Origin of the sequence: Variovorax sp. EL159 (assembly GCF_900100965.1) — a bacterium.
Taxonomy (GTDB): Bacteria; Pseudomonadota; Gammaproteobacteria; order Burkholderiales; family Burkholderiaceae_C; genus Variovorax.
The window spans coordinates 173,607-188,905 of the sequence record NZ_FMUJ01000005.1 but is presented as its reverse complement, the minus strand read 5'-3'; the positions used below and the strand labels follow the sequence as shown (position 1 = coordinate 188,905).

The window sequence follows — 15,299 nt, the reverse complement described above, 5'->3', positions numbered from 1 at the left end:
AACCGTTGCAGTGCCTACACCGCCATGCACACGCTCTTGAGCTCGGTGAAGCTCTCGACCGCCGCGCGCCCCAGGTCGCGCCCGTAGCCCGACTGCTTGACGCCGCCCAGCGGCAGCGCGTTGTCGAGCACGTTGTGCGCGTTGACCCAGACCACGCCCGCCTGCAGGCGCGGCACGATGCGGTGCACGGCCGAGAGGTTGTTCGACCACACGCTCGCGGCCAGGCCGTAGGCGCTGTCGTTGGCCAGGCGGATCGCGTCCTCGACATCGTCGAAGGGCACCACCGTCGCGACCGGGCCGAACACTTCCTCGCGCACGATGCGCATCGAAGGCCGCGTGTCGACGAACACGGTCGGCCGCACGAAGCAGCCGCCGTCGAAGGCGCGGCTGCCGCCCGTGACCAGCGTCGCGCCCTCGGCCACCGCGCCGTCGATGTGCGCCATCACGCGGTCCACGTGGCGCTTGGACACGAGCGGCCCGAACTGCGCCTGCGGATCGAAGCCCGAGCCGATGTGCAGGCCCTCGGCCGCCTGCGCCAGTTGCTTGACGACTTCATCGAAGATGCCGCGCTGCACGTACACGCGCGAGCCCGCCGTGCACACCTGCCCCTGGTGAAAGAAGATGCCATTGGCCGCGCCCTGCGCCGCCGCGGCCGGGTCGGCATCGTCCAGCACGATGAGCGGCGACTTGCCGCCCAGCTCCAGCGTGAAGCGCGCCATGTTGTCGACCGCCGCATGGCCGATGCGCTGGCCCACGGCGGTCGAGCCGGTGAAGCTGATCTTGCGGATGTCCGGGTGCGCGGCGAGCGCGGCACCGGCGGTGGCGCCGCGTCCGCACACCACGTTGAGCGCGCCGGGCGGAAAGCCCGCCTCGATGGCCAGCTCGGCCAGCCGCAGCGCGGTGAGCGGTGTTTCTTCCGAAGGCTTGAGCACCACCGTGCAGCCGGCCGCGAGCGCGGGCGCCACCTTCCACAGCGCGATGGCCAGCGGAAAGTTCCACGGCACGATGGCGCCCACCACGCCGACGGGTTCGCGCCGCGTGTACGTCACCCATTGCGGGCCGGGGATGCCGATGGAGTTGTCGAGCGTCTGCCCTTCGAGCTTGGTGGCCCAGCCCGCCATGTAGCGCACGAACTCGGCACCGCCACCCACGTCAACCATGCGCGCGATGCCGCGCAGCTTGCCGCTTTGCAGGGTTTCAAGCGCGCTCAATTCATCGGCGTGCGACTCGATGAGCGTCGACAGTGTGTAGAGCATGCGCTCGCGGTCGGCCGGGCGCAGCGACTTCCACGCGGCGCTCTCGAAGGTGCGGCGCGCGCTGGCAACGGCGGCGTTCACGTCGGCCGCGTCGCTGTCGGGGGCTTCGGCCACCGTCATCTCGGTGGCCGGGTCGACCACCGGCAGGTAGGTGCCGTTGGCGGGTGCCACCTCGCGGCCGTCGATGTGGTTGCCGCGCCGGCGCTGCGCCAGCAGGCCCACCTGGCCGAGATGCTCGATCGACAGGTCTCGCAGATTCATGGGTTGGCTCCGGGGCAATGCGTTGAATGAATGAAAGGAAGAAGCGGGACTCAGGCCATGGCCCGCGCCACGAGCAGCGTGTCGGTGAACTGCTCGAAGCGGCGCACCTTGCCGCCCTGCACCTGCCACACATGCGTCACGCGGGCGTGCATGGTCTTGCCAGTGGCGCGATGGCGGCCGTGGTAGTCGCCGATGCCGACCACGGTGTCGCCGCCATCGACCAGCCGTTCGAGCACGAAGCGGTAGCCCTCCCACTCGGTGCCCAGCACCTTGAAGACCTTCTCGACCACCTGGGCCGGCCCGACGTGCGTGCCGGCACACGGAAAGCCGGCCATCTCGGTCCACTGCACGTCGTCGGCCACGTCGGCGAACATGGCTTGAAGGTCTTGGCGGTCGGAGGCGGCGTAGTGATCGGCAACGATCTGATGGGGGGTGCGCATGAAGGAAGGCTCCTGGTGTGACAGCAAGAAATGAAGGGAATCAGACCGGCCCGAACTCGGGCGGATAGAAGGTCTGCGAGGCCTTGCGCATGAAGGCGCCGGCCGGGTTGTTGGCCACTTCGCCGGTGCCGGTCACGCCGAGGAACTTGCCGGTCGAGCGGCCGCTCGCGAAGTCGAAGAAGAACACCGACGCGACGGGAATCAGGAACTCGCGGAAGGTGAAGACGTACTGGTCGTCGTCGAACTTGTAGTAGCTCGCCAGATCGACGTCGCCATGCCCGCGCTGCACGCCCACCAGGCATTGCCAGGCGTAGCGCTCGGCGCTCAGGTAGGTGTGCTCGTAGGTGTGGTTGGGGCTGTAGGTCTGCCAGGTGCGCAGGCCGATCAGGTCGCGCGTGGGCTGCGGCACCGGGCCGCTGGCGGTGCCGCCTTCGAGCGTGCCGACCCAGAAGTCCTGCGGCACGCGCGGCTGGCCTGCGGCCTCTTCGGCGCTGACGATGCGGCAGCGGATCGCGAGCACGCGGTGGGTGCGCGTGTTGAGCACGATGCTCAAGGCTTCGGTCGGGCGGCTGGCCTGGGTGATGTCGAGGAAGAAGGTGTCGGGTGCGACCTCGATGGCTTCGTACCAGTCGCCTGTGCCTTGTCCGCCGCGCGCGCCCTGCTCGCTCCAGTCCAGCGCATGCTGCGAACGCGGCTGCAGCGTGAGCTGGAAGCCGGGCAAGGCGAGCTTCAGTGTCTGGCCGGCGAGTGCGTCGGTGGCGGGCAGGCGGTTGGTGGCAATGCCGAGGGCGAACTGGTCGTAGGTCTTCCAGTCGGCGGGCTTGTTGGCTTCGTGGGTGCTCATGGCGTTTTCTTTCCTGCCCTCTCAGGCGTCATGCGCGAAGGCGATGGTGGGCAGGTCGACGGCAGAGGCGCCGCCATCGACCATGAGCGAACTGCCGGTGACCATCGCGGCCAGCGGCGAAGCGAGGAACAGCACCGCGTTCGCCACGTCTTCGGGGCTGGCGGCGCGGCCCATGGGCACGTCGCGCGTGACGAGGTCGTAGGCCGCATCGGCACCCGGCAGCCGGTACTTGTCGACCAGCACCTGCATCTGCTCGTCGGCCATCTCGGTGCGCACCCAGCCGGGGCACACGGCGTTCACGCGCACGCCCTGCTTGCCGTAGTCGCGCGCCAGTGAACGCACGAGGCCGATGAGCGCGTGCTTCATCGTCACGTAGCCGACGACGCCCGGGCCCGCGAAGTGGCCGGCGAGCGAAGAGAGCACGACGATGTTGCCGCGCCGCTCGATGAGTTCGGGCAGCAGCTCGCGTGCGCAGACGAAGGCGGTGTCGAGGTTCAGGCGCGTGGAGAGCGCCCACGACGCGTCGTCGGTAGAGAGCGCATCGCCCACGCCATGGCCGCCCGCATTGGCGACGAGCACGTCGATGCGGCCGAACTTCTCGCGTGCGGCCTTGAGCGCGTGCTGCACGTCGGCGGTGCTGGCGGCATCGCCTGAAACGGCGAGCCCGCCGAGCTTTTCAGCAACCGCTTCGAGCTGCGCGAGGCGACGCCCCATCAGCACGACACGGCCACCCGCCGCGACGAACTGCGCGGCCACTGCCGCGCCGATGCCGGTGCCGCCGCCGGTGATGAATGCGACCTTGCCGGCCATTGAATTCGTGGACCCTGTGGAACTCATTCGCTCTGTCTCCTTGTTGGAAAGGACTCTAGGTTTCAGCGCACATCGGCGATTGACCGAACGCGCAGTGTTCGTTGCCCGACAGCGCGACCTTGGCCGATCGCGGTCACGCCGTCTGCCCCAGCACGAAGGCCGCGCAACGCTCGGCCAGCATCACGGTCGGCGCATTGGTGTTGCCGCTGACCAGCGACGGCATCACCGAGGCATCGCACACGCGCAGCCTTGCCACGCCATGCACGCGCATCTGCGCATCGACCACGGCCATGTCGTCGCTGCCCATGCGGCAGGTGCCGCTCGGGTGGTAGACGGTCTTGGCGCGTTGGCGCACATAGGCCTCGATGGCGTCGTCGGCCATGTCGTCGGCGGCGGAGGGCGCGAGTTCTTCGGACACCACGTCGCGCAGCGCCGGCGCACGCAGGATGCGGCGCGCCAGCTTCACGCCGCGCACCAGCGTGTCGACGTCTTCCTGCGCGCGCAGGTAGCCGCCATCGAACAGGATGGGTGCCATCGGATCGGGGCTGCGCAGCCGCACGCTGCCGCGCGATTTCGGCCGCAGGAAGCAGGGGTTGATCGAAATGCCGTGGCCGGCCAGCGGCTCGCGGTCGACATCGCCCACGAGCACGGGCAGCACATGGAACTGCAGGTCGGGCCGGCCTTCGCCCGTGGTGTCGACGAAGCCACCGCTCTCGACCACGTTGGAGGTGAGCAGGCCGGTGTTGAAGAAGGTCCATTGCAAGCCATGCTTGAGGGCAGCCAACCCACGGTCGTTGCCCAGCAGACTGATGGGCTCGCGCGTGCGGCCGTAGACCGACACCTCCAGGTGGTCCTGGAAGTTCTCGCCCACGCCGGGCAGTGCATGCGTCACCGGAATGCCGTGCGCCTGCAACTGCGCACCGGGGCCGATGCCCGACAGCATCAGCAGCTTGGGCGAGGCCAGCGCGCCGGCCGAAAGAATCACCTCTTCGCGCGCGGTGGCGACGACTTCTTCGCCGCTGGCGTCGCGGCCGGTGCGGTAGACGACACCGGTTGCGGCGCCGTCCTGCGTCAGCACGCGCATGACGTGCGCACCGGTGACCACCGTGAGCTTCGGGTTGTCGCGCACCGCCGCAAGGTAGGTGGCGGCCGTGCTGGCGCGGCGGCCTTCGAAGGTGGTGGTCTGGTAGAAGCCCACGCCGGCCTGCTCGGCCCCGTTGAAGTCGTCGTTGTAGGGCAGCCCGGTCTGCTGCGCGGCGCGCAGGAAGGCCAGGCTCAGCGGATGACGAAAGCGGGTGTCGCTCACCTTCAGCGGGCCGGTGGTGCCGTGCAGCCCGCAGGCCAGCCGCGCATTCGACTCTGCCTTGCGGAACCATGGCAGCACGTCGTTCCAGCCCCAGCCTTCGCAGCCCTGCGCCTGCCAGCCGTCGTAATCGGCCGGCGTGCCGCGGATGTAGACCATGGCGTTGACCGAGCTGCCGCCGCCCAGCGTGCGCCCTTGCGGCACGAACATCCTGCGGCCGCCGGCAGCCGCCTGCGGCTCGCTCTCGTAGGCCCAGGTGCGCTCGGTGCCGATCACCCGCACGAAGGTGGCGGGCATGTGGATGAAGCGGTCGTTGTCCGGCGGGCCCGCCTCCAGCAGCAGCACGCTGCGCCCCGCCAGCACCAGCCGGTGCGCCAGCACGCAGCCGGCCGAGCCGGCCCCCACCACCACGAAGTCGAAGACCTGTTGCGCCATGTTGCTTGTCCCGTTCCTTGATCCGAAGTTCTTTTCCTGTCTCGAAGGCGGATGCTCGGGGCTGCGGCGCGCCGTGGCGCACCGGGGCGGGTTGGTGCAACTCAAATTGCGCTGTCGGTCAATGCGCGGGCCCCTGCGACAATCGCGGGATGCCTTTCGCCCCATTGCAAAACGACACTTTCCTGCGGGCCTGCTGGCGCCAGGCCACCGATCACACGCCCGTCTGGCTGATGCGCCAGGCCGGCCGCTACCTGCCCGAGTACGTCGCCACGCGCGCCAAGGCGGGCAGCTTCATGGGGTTGGCGACCAACACCGACTACGCCACCGAAGTCACGCTGCAGCCGCTGGAGCGCTACCCGCTCGACGCGGCGATCCTGTTCTCGGACATCCTCACCGTGCCCGACGCCATGGGCCTGGGCCTGTCGTTCGAGGCCGGCGAAGGCCCGCGCTTTGCGCGCCCGTTGCGCGACGAAGCAGCGGTGAACGCGCTCGAAGTGCCCGACATGGACAAGCTGCGCTATGTGTTCAGCGCCGTGGCCTCGATCCGCAAGGAACTGAACGGCCGCGTGCCGCTGATCGGCTTTTCGGGCAGCCCGTGGACGCTGGCCTGCTACATGGTCGAAGGCGCGGGCTCCAGCGACTACCGGCTCGTGAAGGGCATGCTGTACAGCCGCCCCGACCTGATGCACCGCATCCTCGCGGTCAATGCCGATTCGGTGGCCGCGTACCTCAATGCGCAGATCGATGCCGGCGCGCAGGCCGTGATGATTTTCGACAGCTGGGGCGGCGTGCTCGCCGACGGCGCGTTCCAGGAGTTCAGCCTCGCCTACACGGCGCGGGTGCTGGCGGGCGTGAAGCGCACCGGCGCCGACGGCCAGCCTGTGCCGCGCATCGTGTTCACCAAGGGCGGCGGCCTGTGGCTGGACGCCATGCGCCCGCTCGATTGCGAGGTGCTCGGCGTCGACTGGACGGTGAACCTGGGCGCCGCGCGCCGCCAGGTCGGCGAAGGCGCCGACGGCAAGGCCAAGGCGCTGCAGGGCAACATCGACCCGAACGTGCTGTTCGCGCCGCCCGCGCAGATCGAAGCCGAGGTGGCCAAGGTGCTGCAGGCTTTCGGCAAGCCGCACGCCGACCGCAACACCACGGGGCCGACGCACATCTTCAATCTGGGCCACGGCATCAGCCAGTTCACGCCGCCGGACCACGTGGCGGCGCTGGTCGAGGCGGTGCACACCCAGTCGCGCGCGCTGCGCGGTTAGAACTGTCACAAAAAGGGCCGAACCGCGTGCAGGCCGCGCCGGCCCTCAAAAGTGGGTTCGCAGCCGTTTGTCAAGCGCAAAAACGGCATATGGGTCCCGACTTATGCACAAAACCCGTGTTGCAGTGCGCAAGATTATCTGAGGCGGCCCTCTCTTTGCTACGAAAGAGATAGCGACGCTAAGTTGTTGATTTATATAGGATTTGAACTTTGCTTTTTTTCCGTGCAATCCAGTCATAGCCTTGATTTTCAAGGCTTGCCAGCGTGTCGAGCCCGGTTGTCAACAAAGTTATCCACAGAAACTCTGGATGGCCGTCAAAGCACTGAAAAATCAACGACTTAAGTGAAGTTGCTCAAAGTCGCATTAACAAACCTTTCCAACAGGCACCTCCATTTCCAAAGCCAGCCCAGCCCCTGAAACGGGCGCCACGACGACCGACGGCAGCGCTGTGCCGGCGGCCCTGTCCTGGCGGCTCGACATCGCGGTCCAGACGCCGGCACATGCCGCGCTCGGCGACCTGCTGAGCTACGCCAGTGCCGCGCCGCTGGTGCCCGGCACGCTGGTGCGGGTGCCGCTGGGCCGGCGCGAGGTGCTGGGCGTGGTCTGGAACGAGCCCACATCGCTGGCGGGCGCGGAGCCCGACATGGCGCTCAAGCCCGTGGGCGCGGCGCTCGACGCGCTGCCCCCGCTGGGCGAGGCCTGGCGCGACCTCGTGGCCTTTGCCGCGCGCTACTACCAGCGCTCGATCGGCGAGATCGCGCTGGCCGCCCTGCCACCGCAATTGCGCGACCTGACGACCACGCAACTGGCCCGGCGCCTGAAGCGCAAGACGACGGCCGGCCCGGTCGCCGAGACGGCGGAAGCCGCCAACCTGATCGCGCTGAGCGCGGAACAGACGGCCGCCCTCGCCCGCATCGAAGCCGAAAGCGGCACCTTCCTCCTGGTCGGCAGCACCGGCAGCGGCAAGACCGAGGTCTACCTGCGCTGCGTGGCCGACCTGCTGGCGCGCGACCCCGAGGCGCAGGCGCTGGTGATGGTGCCCGAGATCAATCTCACGCCGCAATTGGAAGCACGTTTCAAGGCGCGCTTCGGCGACGAGGCGGTGGTGTCGCTGCACAGCGGCATGACGAACCCGCAGCGCCTTGCAAGCTGGCTGGCGGCGCACAGCGGCGCCGCGCGCATCGTGCTGGGCACGCGCATGGCGGTGTTCGCGTCGATTCCGGGGCTCAAGCTGATCGTGGTCGACGAGGAGCACGACCCCAGCTACAAGCAGCAGGAAGGCGCGCGCTATTCGGCACGCGATCTCGCCGTGTGGCGCGGGCAGCGCGAGGGCGCGAAGGTGATCCTCGGCTCGGCCACACCCTCGCTCGAAAGCTGGCACCAGAGCCGCCCCGCCGAAGGCGAAGACCCGGGCGGGCGCTATGTGCGGCTGGCCATGCCCTCGCGCATCGGCGCGGGCGAGTTGCCAGCGGTGCGGCTGGTCGACATGAACCTGCAGCCGCCGAAGACGGTGATCTCGGGCGCGCTGCTCGACGCCATCGGCCAGCGCATCGCGCGCGGCGAGCAGAGCATGATTTTTCTGAACCGGCGCGGCTATGCGCCGGTGCTGGCCTGCGGCGACTGCGGCTGGAAGAGCGAATGCCCGCACTGCAGCGCCTACCGCGTGTTCCACAAGATCGACCGCACGCTGCGCTGCCACCACTGCGGCTTTACGGAACGCGTGCCGCGCGCCTGCCCAGCCTGCGGCAACCCCGACATCGCGCCCGTGGGCCGCGGCACCGAGCGGCTCGAAGAACACCTGGCAGAGCTGTTCGCCGCGGTGAAGCGGCCCGACGGCCATGCGGTGCGCATCGCGCGCATCGACGCCGACAGCACCAAGAAGCAGGGTGCGCTCGAATCGCAGCTTGCCGCCGTGCATTCGGGCGAGGTCGACGTGCTGGTCGGCACGCAGATGATCGCCAAGGGCCACGACTTCCGGCGCATCACGCTGGTGGCCGCGGTCAACCCCGATGGGGCGCTGTTCTCCAGCGACTTCCGCGCGCCCGAGCGCCTGTTCAGCCTGCTGATGCAATCGGCGGGGCGTGCGGGGCGCGACGCCGCCTACCTCGCGGCGCAGGGCGCCACGGCCGAGATGTGGATCCAGACGCACCACGCGCAGCATCCGCTGTTCGTGGCGCTGCGCAGGCACGACTACGCCGCGTTCGCGCAGCAGCAGCTCGACGAGCGCCGTGCCGCCGGCATGCCGCCCTTTGCGTTCCAGGCGCTGCTGCGTGCGGATGCGCGCGAACAGTCGGTGGCGCAGGCCTTCCTGAACATCGCCGCCGACCAGGCCGAGGCGCTGCCCGGTGGCGATGTCGTCACGCGCTACCCGGCGGTGCCGCTGACCATCCAGCGCGTGGCCAATGTGGAGCGCGCGCAGATGCTGATCGAAAGCCCCTCGCGCGCCGCACTGCAGCGCCTGCTGGCGGGCTGGCAACCGCTGCTGCATGCGCTGCGCCGCACGCCCGAGGGCAAGGGCGTGATCCGCTGGCTGATCGACGTCGATCCGCACAGCATCTGAGGCGGCTGTTGTGCTGCAAGGCATGCCCCGGTGGGCCCGGCGGCATTCCTGATGCTCCGATGGTCAGTGGTAGCCCGTCGGTTCCTTGCCCATGTCGACGTAGCGCAACTCGTCATGTCGTCGCCGCGCAATGCCGTGGGGCCACGCGAACACCACGAGGCTCAGCGCGGCGATCGCGATCGCACTGGCGGTGCTGACCTTGCCGGCATGCCAGGACCAGCCCGCGCCAGCGAGCCAGGCCACCCACACCAGGATGCGAACCAGTATTGCCATGTCGCGCCCCATTCACATCTTTGACTGGCAACCACTGTAGCAGCGTGCCTGCAAACTGAAGCATTCAACTGAAGTGGTAGCGGCCTCTATGCCTTCTGGCCTGCCCTTCGTCCTACCCCAAAATTTCCGAAAAAACAGTTGACGGCACGGCATGCGGCTGCACAAGCTGTAAAGGTGCGAACTCATCCCGGCTCGCACGTTCCAAACATGCTCGCTCATCGCAAAGGTCGCCGTGAAACCGTCGTCTTTTTCTGGTTGGGTTTTGTCATTCGGGTGCCTCGCCTGCGCCATGGGCGCACCCGTTTCCGCGGCCGAGCTGGAGCTTCAGGGCAGCCGGCTGGTGGTGTCCGGCGCGCTCGACGGCAGTGCGATCAAGGACTTTACAGAGCAGCTGGGCGGCGGCGCGGTGCACACCGTCGTCTTCCAGGACTCGTTCGGCGGTACTGCCGAAGCGGCCGGCGCCTTTGCCGATGCGATCCGCCTGAGCGGCGTGCAGACCGAGGTGCGTGGCCAGTGCATGGCCGCCTGTGCCTACGCCTTCCTGGCCGGCAAGACCCATCGCTTCGGCTACGGCCTGCAGGTCAACGGCATCCTGCTGCCGGTGGCGACGCGGCCCACGGCGGCCGAACTGGCGGTGCGCTGGCGCGGCGACGAAGCCCACAAGACGCTGGCCGACTTCACGCCGCCCCCCGCCGGCGCTGCCACCGCCACGACGGTGGCCTCGGCCTCCACGGCGCCCAAGCCGGTCGAGGCCAGCGCTCCGCCCGCCAAGGACAACTGGCAGCCCGACCACGGCGTGCTGTTCACCGCCAGCCCTTCGCTCTTCGGGCGCATCTACAACACCTACTACTGCGACGGCACGCAGGGCCGCGACTTCTCGAAGTGCGAGCGCCTGCCCGATGCCGATCCGTACAAGCTCGGCGTGCTGACGCCGTAGCTGCCCTTCGGTTCAGCGCAATGCGCCGACCGCCAGCGGAAAACTGAAGAAGGCCACCACCGTCGTCCACAGGATGATGCGGGCGATGCGGCCGTTGTCCGCGCCGAAGCGCTCGGCCAGCATCGACACATTGCTGGCACTCGGCAGTGCGGCGACCAGCACGATCACCACCAGCGCAGCCGGCGCCAGCGGCAGGCCCAGCGCGATGGCGCCGAGCCCCAGCCCCCAGACCAGCAGCGGGTGCACCAGCAGCTTGACGACCACCACCGGCAGCACGTCGCGCCAGGGCGCCTTGCCCGGCGCCGGGCTGGCCGTGCCCATGGCCTCGGCCACGGCCGCGCTGGCGCCGTGCTCGCGCGCCAGCAGGGCCGAGCGGGCCAGCACCGCGCCGATGGTGAACAACGCCACCGGCGACGCGGCATCGGCCAGCATCGCCACCGTGCGTTCGATCGGCCCCGGCAGACGCCAGCGCATGGCCGACAGCAGCACGCCCAGCAGGATCGACCACGGCATCGGATTGACCAGAATGCCCCGCAGCGCCTTGCGCGCCGCCTGCGTCGCGCCGTGCCGGCCCGCACCGCCGGCGCCATCGAGCCGCGACAGCGCAATGCACAGCGACGAGGTGATGACGAGGTCGAACGCGATCGTGATGATCATCGGCCCGGCCGCCTGTGCCCCCAGGATCGCCACCAGCAGCGGCACGCCCATGAAGCCGGTGTTCGGAAAGGCCGCGACCAGCGCGCCGAAGGCGGCGTCGTTCCAGCCGATGCGCGCGTTGCGGGTGAACACGACCACGCCCGCCACCACCGCCAGCGCGCTGATGCCCCAAACCAGTGCCACGCTGCCGTCCAGCAGCTGCCCGATGGGCGTGCCCGCGCCGAAGCGCAGCAGCATGCACGGCAGCGCGAAATACAGCACGAAGGTGTTGAGGCCGGCAATCGCGTCCAGCGGCAGGATGCGGGCGCGCGCCGCGCCATAGCCGGCCGCGATCAGCGCGAAGAAAGGGAAAGTAACAAGGAATACAGGCAGCACGCGGCGATTGTCGTTGGCGGCCCGGGAACGCGTCTTGCGATGCCCGCTGACACTGCGGCCGAAGCCCGCCCCCGTATCATTGCCCGCTTTTGCGCCTGCCGTTCCCCACGGCGTTTTCCGGTTCCCTCTCCCCCATGTCCCACGGTCTCAATCTCGCGCAGCAAGAAGCGGTCAACTACATGCACGGTCCCTGCCTGGTGCTTGCCGGCGCAGGCTCGGGCAAGACGCGCGTGATCACCCACAAGATCGGCCGGCTGATCCAGTCGGGCCTCGACCCCAAGCGCATCGCGGCCATCACCTTCACCAACAAGGCCGCCGCCGAAATGCGCGAGCGCGCCAAGGACCTCATCGGCAAGGACGCGCGCAAGGTGGTGGTCTGCACCTTCCACGCGCTAGGCGTGCGCATGATGCGCGAAGACGGTGCGGTGCTGGGCCTGAAGCCCGCCTTCAGCATTCTCGACAGCGACGACGTGACGAAGATCCTGAAGGACGCCGGCGGCACCACCGACATCGCCACCGCGCGCATCTGGCAGTGGACCATCAGCAAGTGGAAGAACATGGGCCTGAACGCCGAGCAGGCAGCGGCCATTGCGGTGGACGACAACGAGCGCATCACCGCCGAAGTCATGGGCCACTACCAGGAGCGCCTGCAGGCCTACCAGAGCGTCGACTTCGACGACCTGATCGGCATGCCGCTCAAGCTGCTGCACGACTTTCCCGAAGTGCGCGCCAAGTGGCAGGCCGCGCTCGGCCACATCCTGGTGGACGAATACCAGGACACCAACGCCACGCAGTACGAAGTGCTCAAGGCCCTGGCCGGCGAGCGCGGCCGCTTCACCGCGGTGGGCGACGACGACCAGTCGATCTACGGCTGGCGCGGCGCCACGCTGGACAACCTGCGCAAGCTGCCGGTCGACTACCCGACGCTCAAGGTCATTAAGCTGGAGCAGAACTACCGCTCCACCAGCGCCATCCTGCGGGCCGCCAACAACGTGATCGGCCCCAACCCCAAGCTGTTTCCGAAGACGCTCTTTTCCGAGCTCGGCGAAGGCGAGCCGGTGCGCATCGTCGATGCCGACAGCGAGCTGCACGAAGCCGAGCGCGCGGTGGCGCGCATCGTCAGCCTGCGCGCGGGCGACGCCACCACGCAGGGCAAGCAGTACAAGGAGTTCCGCGACTTCGCCATCCTGTACCGCGCCAACCACCAGGCCCGCGTGTTCGAGCAGGCGCTGCGCAAGGCGCAGATTCCGTACAAGGTCTCGGGCGGCCAGAGCTTCTTCGACCGCGCCGAGATCAAGGACCTGTGCGGCTGGTTCCGCCTGTGGGTCAACAACGACGACGACCCGGCGTTCCTGCGTGCTATCACCACGCCCAAGCGCGGCATCGGCCACACCACGCTGGCCAGCCTGGGCACCTTCGCGAGCCAGTACAAGCTGAGCCTGTTCGCGGCGCTGTTCAGCCCGTCGCTGCCGAGCGTGATCCCCAAGCGCACGCTGGAAGGCGTCTACGAATTCGGCCGCTACATCAACGACCTCGAATACCGCGCGCGCCGCACCATGGGTGCGGAAGATTCGCGCGCGTTCATGCTCGAGTGGCTCAAGGAGATCGACTACGAGCAGCACCTCTACGAGGGCGAAGACAGCGAAGCGGCGGCCGCCTCGCGCTGGAACAACGTGATGGAGTTCGTCGACTGGATGTCGCAGCGCGCCGGCGGCTCGCTCGACGACGCCTCGGGCGCCAACGACAACGAGACCGAGCGCAAGAGCCTGCTCGAAGTGGCGCAGACCATCTCGCTGCTGTCGACCATCAGCGAGCGCGAGCAGGACCAGGACGTGGTCACGCTTTCCACACTGCATGCCTCCAAGGGCCTGGAGTGGCCGCACGTGATCCTGATCGGCGTGACCGAAGGCCTCTTGCCCTTCAAGCTCGACGACGACAACGGCCGCCAGAAGATGGTCAGCGACGACACCTTGCAGCGCCTGCAGGAAGAACGCCGCCTGATGTACGTGGGCATCACCCGCGCGCAGCGCAGCCTGGCCGTGAGCTGGACCAAGAAGCGCAAGCAGGGCCGCGACATGGTGCCCTGCGTGCCGAGCCGCTTCATCGCCGAGATGGGCCTGGACAAGGAAACGACGAAGGAAGACCCGCGCGAAAAACTCAAGGCGCTGCGCGCCGAGTTCGCGCGCAAGGCACAGGACAGCGCGGCCGCCAAGGCGGCTGCCGCCGCGTCATGAAGGCGGCCATCGCGGCACTGTGCGTCGGCATCGCCTGCGTGCTTGCGGGTTGCGCCACCGGCCCCGTCGGCGGGAGCGGAGGCGGCGATGCCAACTGCCCCGCCGACGCGCGCGAGCTGCCGCTGCAGTCGCTCTACGGCCGCTGGGACGCACGCTTCGACGACCTGCCTGCCGTGGCCACCGTGCAGCTGGGCAAGCACCCCGACTACGAGGGCGTGCGCGGCACCATCACGCGCAACGCGGGCAACCCGCCGAAGGCTTCGGTCTCGCAGCTGGCGGGCGATGTCGACGACGAAGGCGCGCTCTCGATCGACGAGTCGAAAGACGGCCGCGCCATCAGCGGCGTCTGGTCGGGCAAGCTGCAGGCCGGCTCGTGCGGCCGTGAATTCAGGGGGACGTGGCGCGATGCCGCGAACGAGAGCACGCACCCGTTCGTGCTCCGCAAGACGGGAGGTCCGGAAGGAAAGCCATGACGACACGACCACACTTCAACCTCGGTGCGCTGGCGGCCGTCGTCGCCTGCCTCGGCGGCGGCGCGGCACACGCGCAGGCCGTCGACAAGCCGGCGAGTCCGCTGGCCGATGCACAGCTCACCTGGCAGCAATGCACGGCACTGGGCGCCAACAACGAGGCACGGCTGGCCTGCTTCGACCGCTGGGCGCAGCAGCAGACGCTGCCCTCGGCATCGGTGCCCGTCGCGCCGCCGGTGCTCGCGAGCACGCAGCCGCCGGTGGACAGCTCGATTCCCGCCACGCGCGTGGTCTCGGTCGCCACCACCGAAGGCTGCCGCGACCGCCAGTACTCGACGCTCTCGCGTTTTTGGGAACTCGAGAACGCCACCGACTGCGGCACCTTCGGCTTTCGCGGCTACCGCCCGCTGAACGTGTCGGTCTCGGCGGCCACAAAGAAGCCGCAGACGCCGACCTCGCCCTCGCCCGACCACACCGGCGAGCCCATCGCCTACCAGGCCAACGAGATGCGCATCGGCCTGTCGGTGCGTACCAAGCTCGCGCAGGGCATGCTCACGCAGAACGACCCGGTGCGCAAAGACTCGCTGTGGTTCGCCTACACGCAGCAGTCGACGTGGCAGCTGTTCAACGGCGCGATCTCGCGGCCGTTCCGCACCACCGACCACGAGCCCGAGCTGATGTATGTCTACCCGACCGACTTCAAGCTGCCGGGCGGCTGGCGCTGGCGCTATGCCGGCGTGGGCATCGTGCACCAGTCGAACGGCCAGAGCCTGCCGCTGTCGCGCAGCTGGAACCGCGTGTACCTGATGGGCGGCGCCGAACTGGACGACCGCTTCACCATCACCGGGCGCGTCTGGAAGCGCATCTCGGAGAACCCGCTGAGCGACGACAACCCCGACATTGCCGACTACATCGGCCGCGCCGAGGTCACCGGCCGCTGGAACCTGAACCGCGACAACCAGCTCGGCATTACCGTGCGCAACAACCTGCGCGCCAGCGGCCGCGGCTCGGTGCGGCTCGAATGGCTCAAGGCGATCGGCGATCCGACCAAGAGCAACCTGCGCTTTCATACGCAGCTGTTCTCGGGGTACGGCGACACGCTGGTCGACTACAACCGCAAGCGCACGGTCCTGAGCATCGGCCTGAGCCTTGTGGATTTCTGATTCCTTCTTTCCTTCTTTCTTC

At 68.6% G+C, this 15,299-nt stretch carries 12 protein-coding genes and 1 pseudogene; 6 read left to right on the top strand and 7 right to left on the bottom strand.

Annotated elements, in window-relative coordinates:
• Positions 1–14 precede the first annotated feature (14 nt).
• The 5 genes and pseudogenes from BLQ28_RS21820 to BLQ28_RS21800 form a co-directional block, all read right to left on the bottom strand.
• Entirely contained in the window at positions 15–1,517 is a 1,503-nt protein-coding gene (locus BLQ28_RS21820; protein WP_093243903.1) for an aldehyde dehydrogenase family protein, read from the bottom strand.
• A gap of 50 nt (positions 1,518–1,567) precedes the next feature.
• Positions 1,568–1,957, bottom strand: a complete 390-nt coding sequence (locus tag BLQ28_RS21815) for a nuclear transport factor 2 family protein (RefSeq protein WP_093243900.1) — start codon at positions 1,955–1,957, stop codon at positions 1,568–1,570.
• A gap of 40 nt (positions 1,958–1,997) precedes the next feature.
• Complete coding sequence (locus BLQ28_RS21810; RefSeq protein WP_093243896.1) at positions 1,998–2,801, bottom strand: MoaF C-terminal domain-containing protein; 804 nt, start codon at positions 2,799–2,801, stop codon at positions 1,998–2,000.
• Positions 2,802–2,822: 21 nt separating this feature from the next.
• A complete protein-coding gene (locus BLQ28_RS21805; protein ID WP_256327412.1) occupies positions 2,823–3,638 on the bottom strand; it encodes an SDR family NAD(P)-dependent oxidoreductase in 816 nt (271 codons plus the stop codon).
• A 121-nt stretch (positions 3,639–3,759) separates the two neighbouring features.
• A pseudogene (locus BLQ28_RS21800) lies at positions 3,760–5,349 on the bottom strand (GMC family oxidoreductase); the annotation flags it as partial.
• Positions 5,350–5,498: 149 nt separating this feature from the next.
• On the opposite strand from BLQ28_RS21800, the gene hemE reads away from it, so the two are divergent.
• Together hemE and BLQ28_RS21790 are read left to right on the top strand one after the other, a co-directional pair.
• Positions 5,499–6,608 (top strand): uroporphyrinogen decarboxylase, encoded by a 1,110-nt coding sequence (gene hemE / locus BLQ28_RS21795; protein WP_093243888.1) that lies wholly within the window; start codon positions 5,499–5,501, stop codon positions 6,606–6,608.
• Positions 6,609–7,068: 460 nt separating this feature from the next.
• The gene (locus BLQ28_RS21790; RefSeq protein ID WP_093245488.1) at positions 7,069–9,168 is read left to right on the top strand and encodes a primosomal protein N'; all 2,100 of its coding nucleotides are present in this window, start codon (positions 7,069–7,071) and stop codon (positions 9,166–9,168) included.
• A 63-nt stretch (positions 9,169–9,231) separates the two neighbouring features.
• Here the strand turns inward: BLQ28_RS21790 and BLQ28_RS21785 are convergent, their stop codons facing one another.
• The gene (locus tag BLQ28_RS21785) at positions 9,232–9,441 is read right to left on the bottom strand and encodes a hypothetical protein (protein WP_093245485.1); all 210 of its coding nucleotides are present in this window, start codon (positions 9,439–9,441) and stop codon (positions 9,232–9,234) included.
• Between the two features lie 289 nt (positions 9,442–9,730).
• Here BLQ28_RS21785 and BLQ28_RS21780 point away from each other — a divergent pair, with 289 nt between their 5' ends.
• Entirely contained in the window at positions 9,731–10,378 is a 648-nt protein-coding gene (locus tag BLQ28_RS21780) for a hypothetical protein (RefSeq protein WP_093243886.1), read from the top strand.
• A gap of 12 nt (positions 10,379–10,390) precedes the next feature.
• On the opposite strand, the gene BLQ28_RS21775 is transcribed toward BLQ28_RS21780, so the two are convergent.
• Positions 10,391–11,410 (bottom strand): AEC family transporter, encoded by a 1,020-nt coding sequence (locus BLQ28_RS21775; protein WP_093243883.1) that lies wholly within the window; start codon positions 11,408–11,410, stop codon positions 10,391–10,393.
• Between the two features lie 134 nt (positions 11,411–11,544).
• Here BLQ28_RS21775 and BLQ28_RS21770 point away from each other — a divergent pair, with 134 nt between their 5' ends.
• The 3 genes from BLQ28_RS21770 to BLQ28_RS21760 are packed head-to-tail and all read left to right on the top strand — an operon-like array spanning position 11,545 to position 15,277.
• Positions 11,545–13,644, top strand: coding sequence for an ATP-dependent helicase (locus tag BLQ28_RS21770; protein ID WP_093243880.1), 2,100 nt, complete (start codon positions 11,545–11,547; stop codon positions 13,642–13,644).
• Positions 13,641–14,117 (top strand): hypothetical protein, encoded by a 477-nt coding sequence (locus BLQ28_RS21765; protein WP_093243878.1) that lies wholly within the window; start codon positions 13,641–13,643, stop codon positions 14,115–14,117. Before BLQ28_RS21770 ends, BLQ28_RS21765 begins: the two co-directional genes overlap by 4 nt.
• Positions 14,114–15,277, top strand: coding sequence for a phospholipase A (locus tag BLQ28_RS21760; RefSeq protein WP_093243875.1), 1,164 nt, complete (start codon positions 14,114–14,116; stop codon positions 15,275–15,277). Before BLQ28_RS21765 ends, BLQ28_RS21760 begins: the two co-directional genes overlap by 4 nt.
• Positions 15,278–15,299 lie beyond the last annotated feature (22 nt).

Coding starts and splice junctions, on each gene's coding strand:
- BLQ28_RS21815 (WP_093243900.1), bottom strand. CDS start 1,957: ATGCGCACCCCCCATCAGATCGTTGCCGATCACTACGCCGCCTCCGAC.
- BLQ28_RS21805 (WP_256327412.1), bottom strand. CDS start 3,638: ATGAGTTCCACAGGGTCCACGAATTCAATGGCCGGCAAGGTCGCATTC.
- BLQ28_RS21810 (WP_093243896.1), bottom strand. CDS start 2,801: ATGAGCACCCACGAAGCCAACAAGCCCGCCGACTGGAAGACCTACGAC.
- BLQ28_RS21820 (WP_093243903.1), bottom strand. CDS start 1,517: ATGAATCTGCGAGACCTGTCGATCGAGCATCTCGGCCAGGTGGGCCTG.
- hemE (WP_093243888.1), top strand. CDS start 5,499: ATGCCTTTCGCCCCATTGCAAAACGACACTTTCCTGCGGGCCTGCTGG.
- BLQ28_RS21765 (WP_093243878.1), top strand. CDS start 13,641: ATGAAGGCGGCCATCGCGGCACTGTGCGTCGGCATCGCCTGCGTGCTT.
- BLQ28_RS21780 (WP_093243886.1), top strand. CDS start 9,731: ATGGGCGCACCCGTTTCCGCGGCCGAGCTGGAGCTTCAGGGCAGCCGG.
- BLQ28_RS21760 (WP_093243875.1), top strand. CDS start 14,114: ATGACGACACGACCACACTTCAACCTCGGTGCGCTGGCGGCCGTCGTC.
- BLQ28_RS21770 (WP_093243880.1), top strand. CDS start 11,545: ATGTCCCACGGTCTCAATCTCGCGCAGCAAGAAGCGGTCAACTACATG.
- BLQ28_RS21785 (WP_093245485.1), bottom strand. CDS start 9,441: ATGGCAATACTGGTTCGCATCCTGGTGTGGGTGGCCTGGCTCGCTGGC.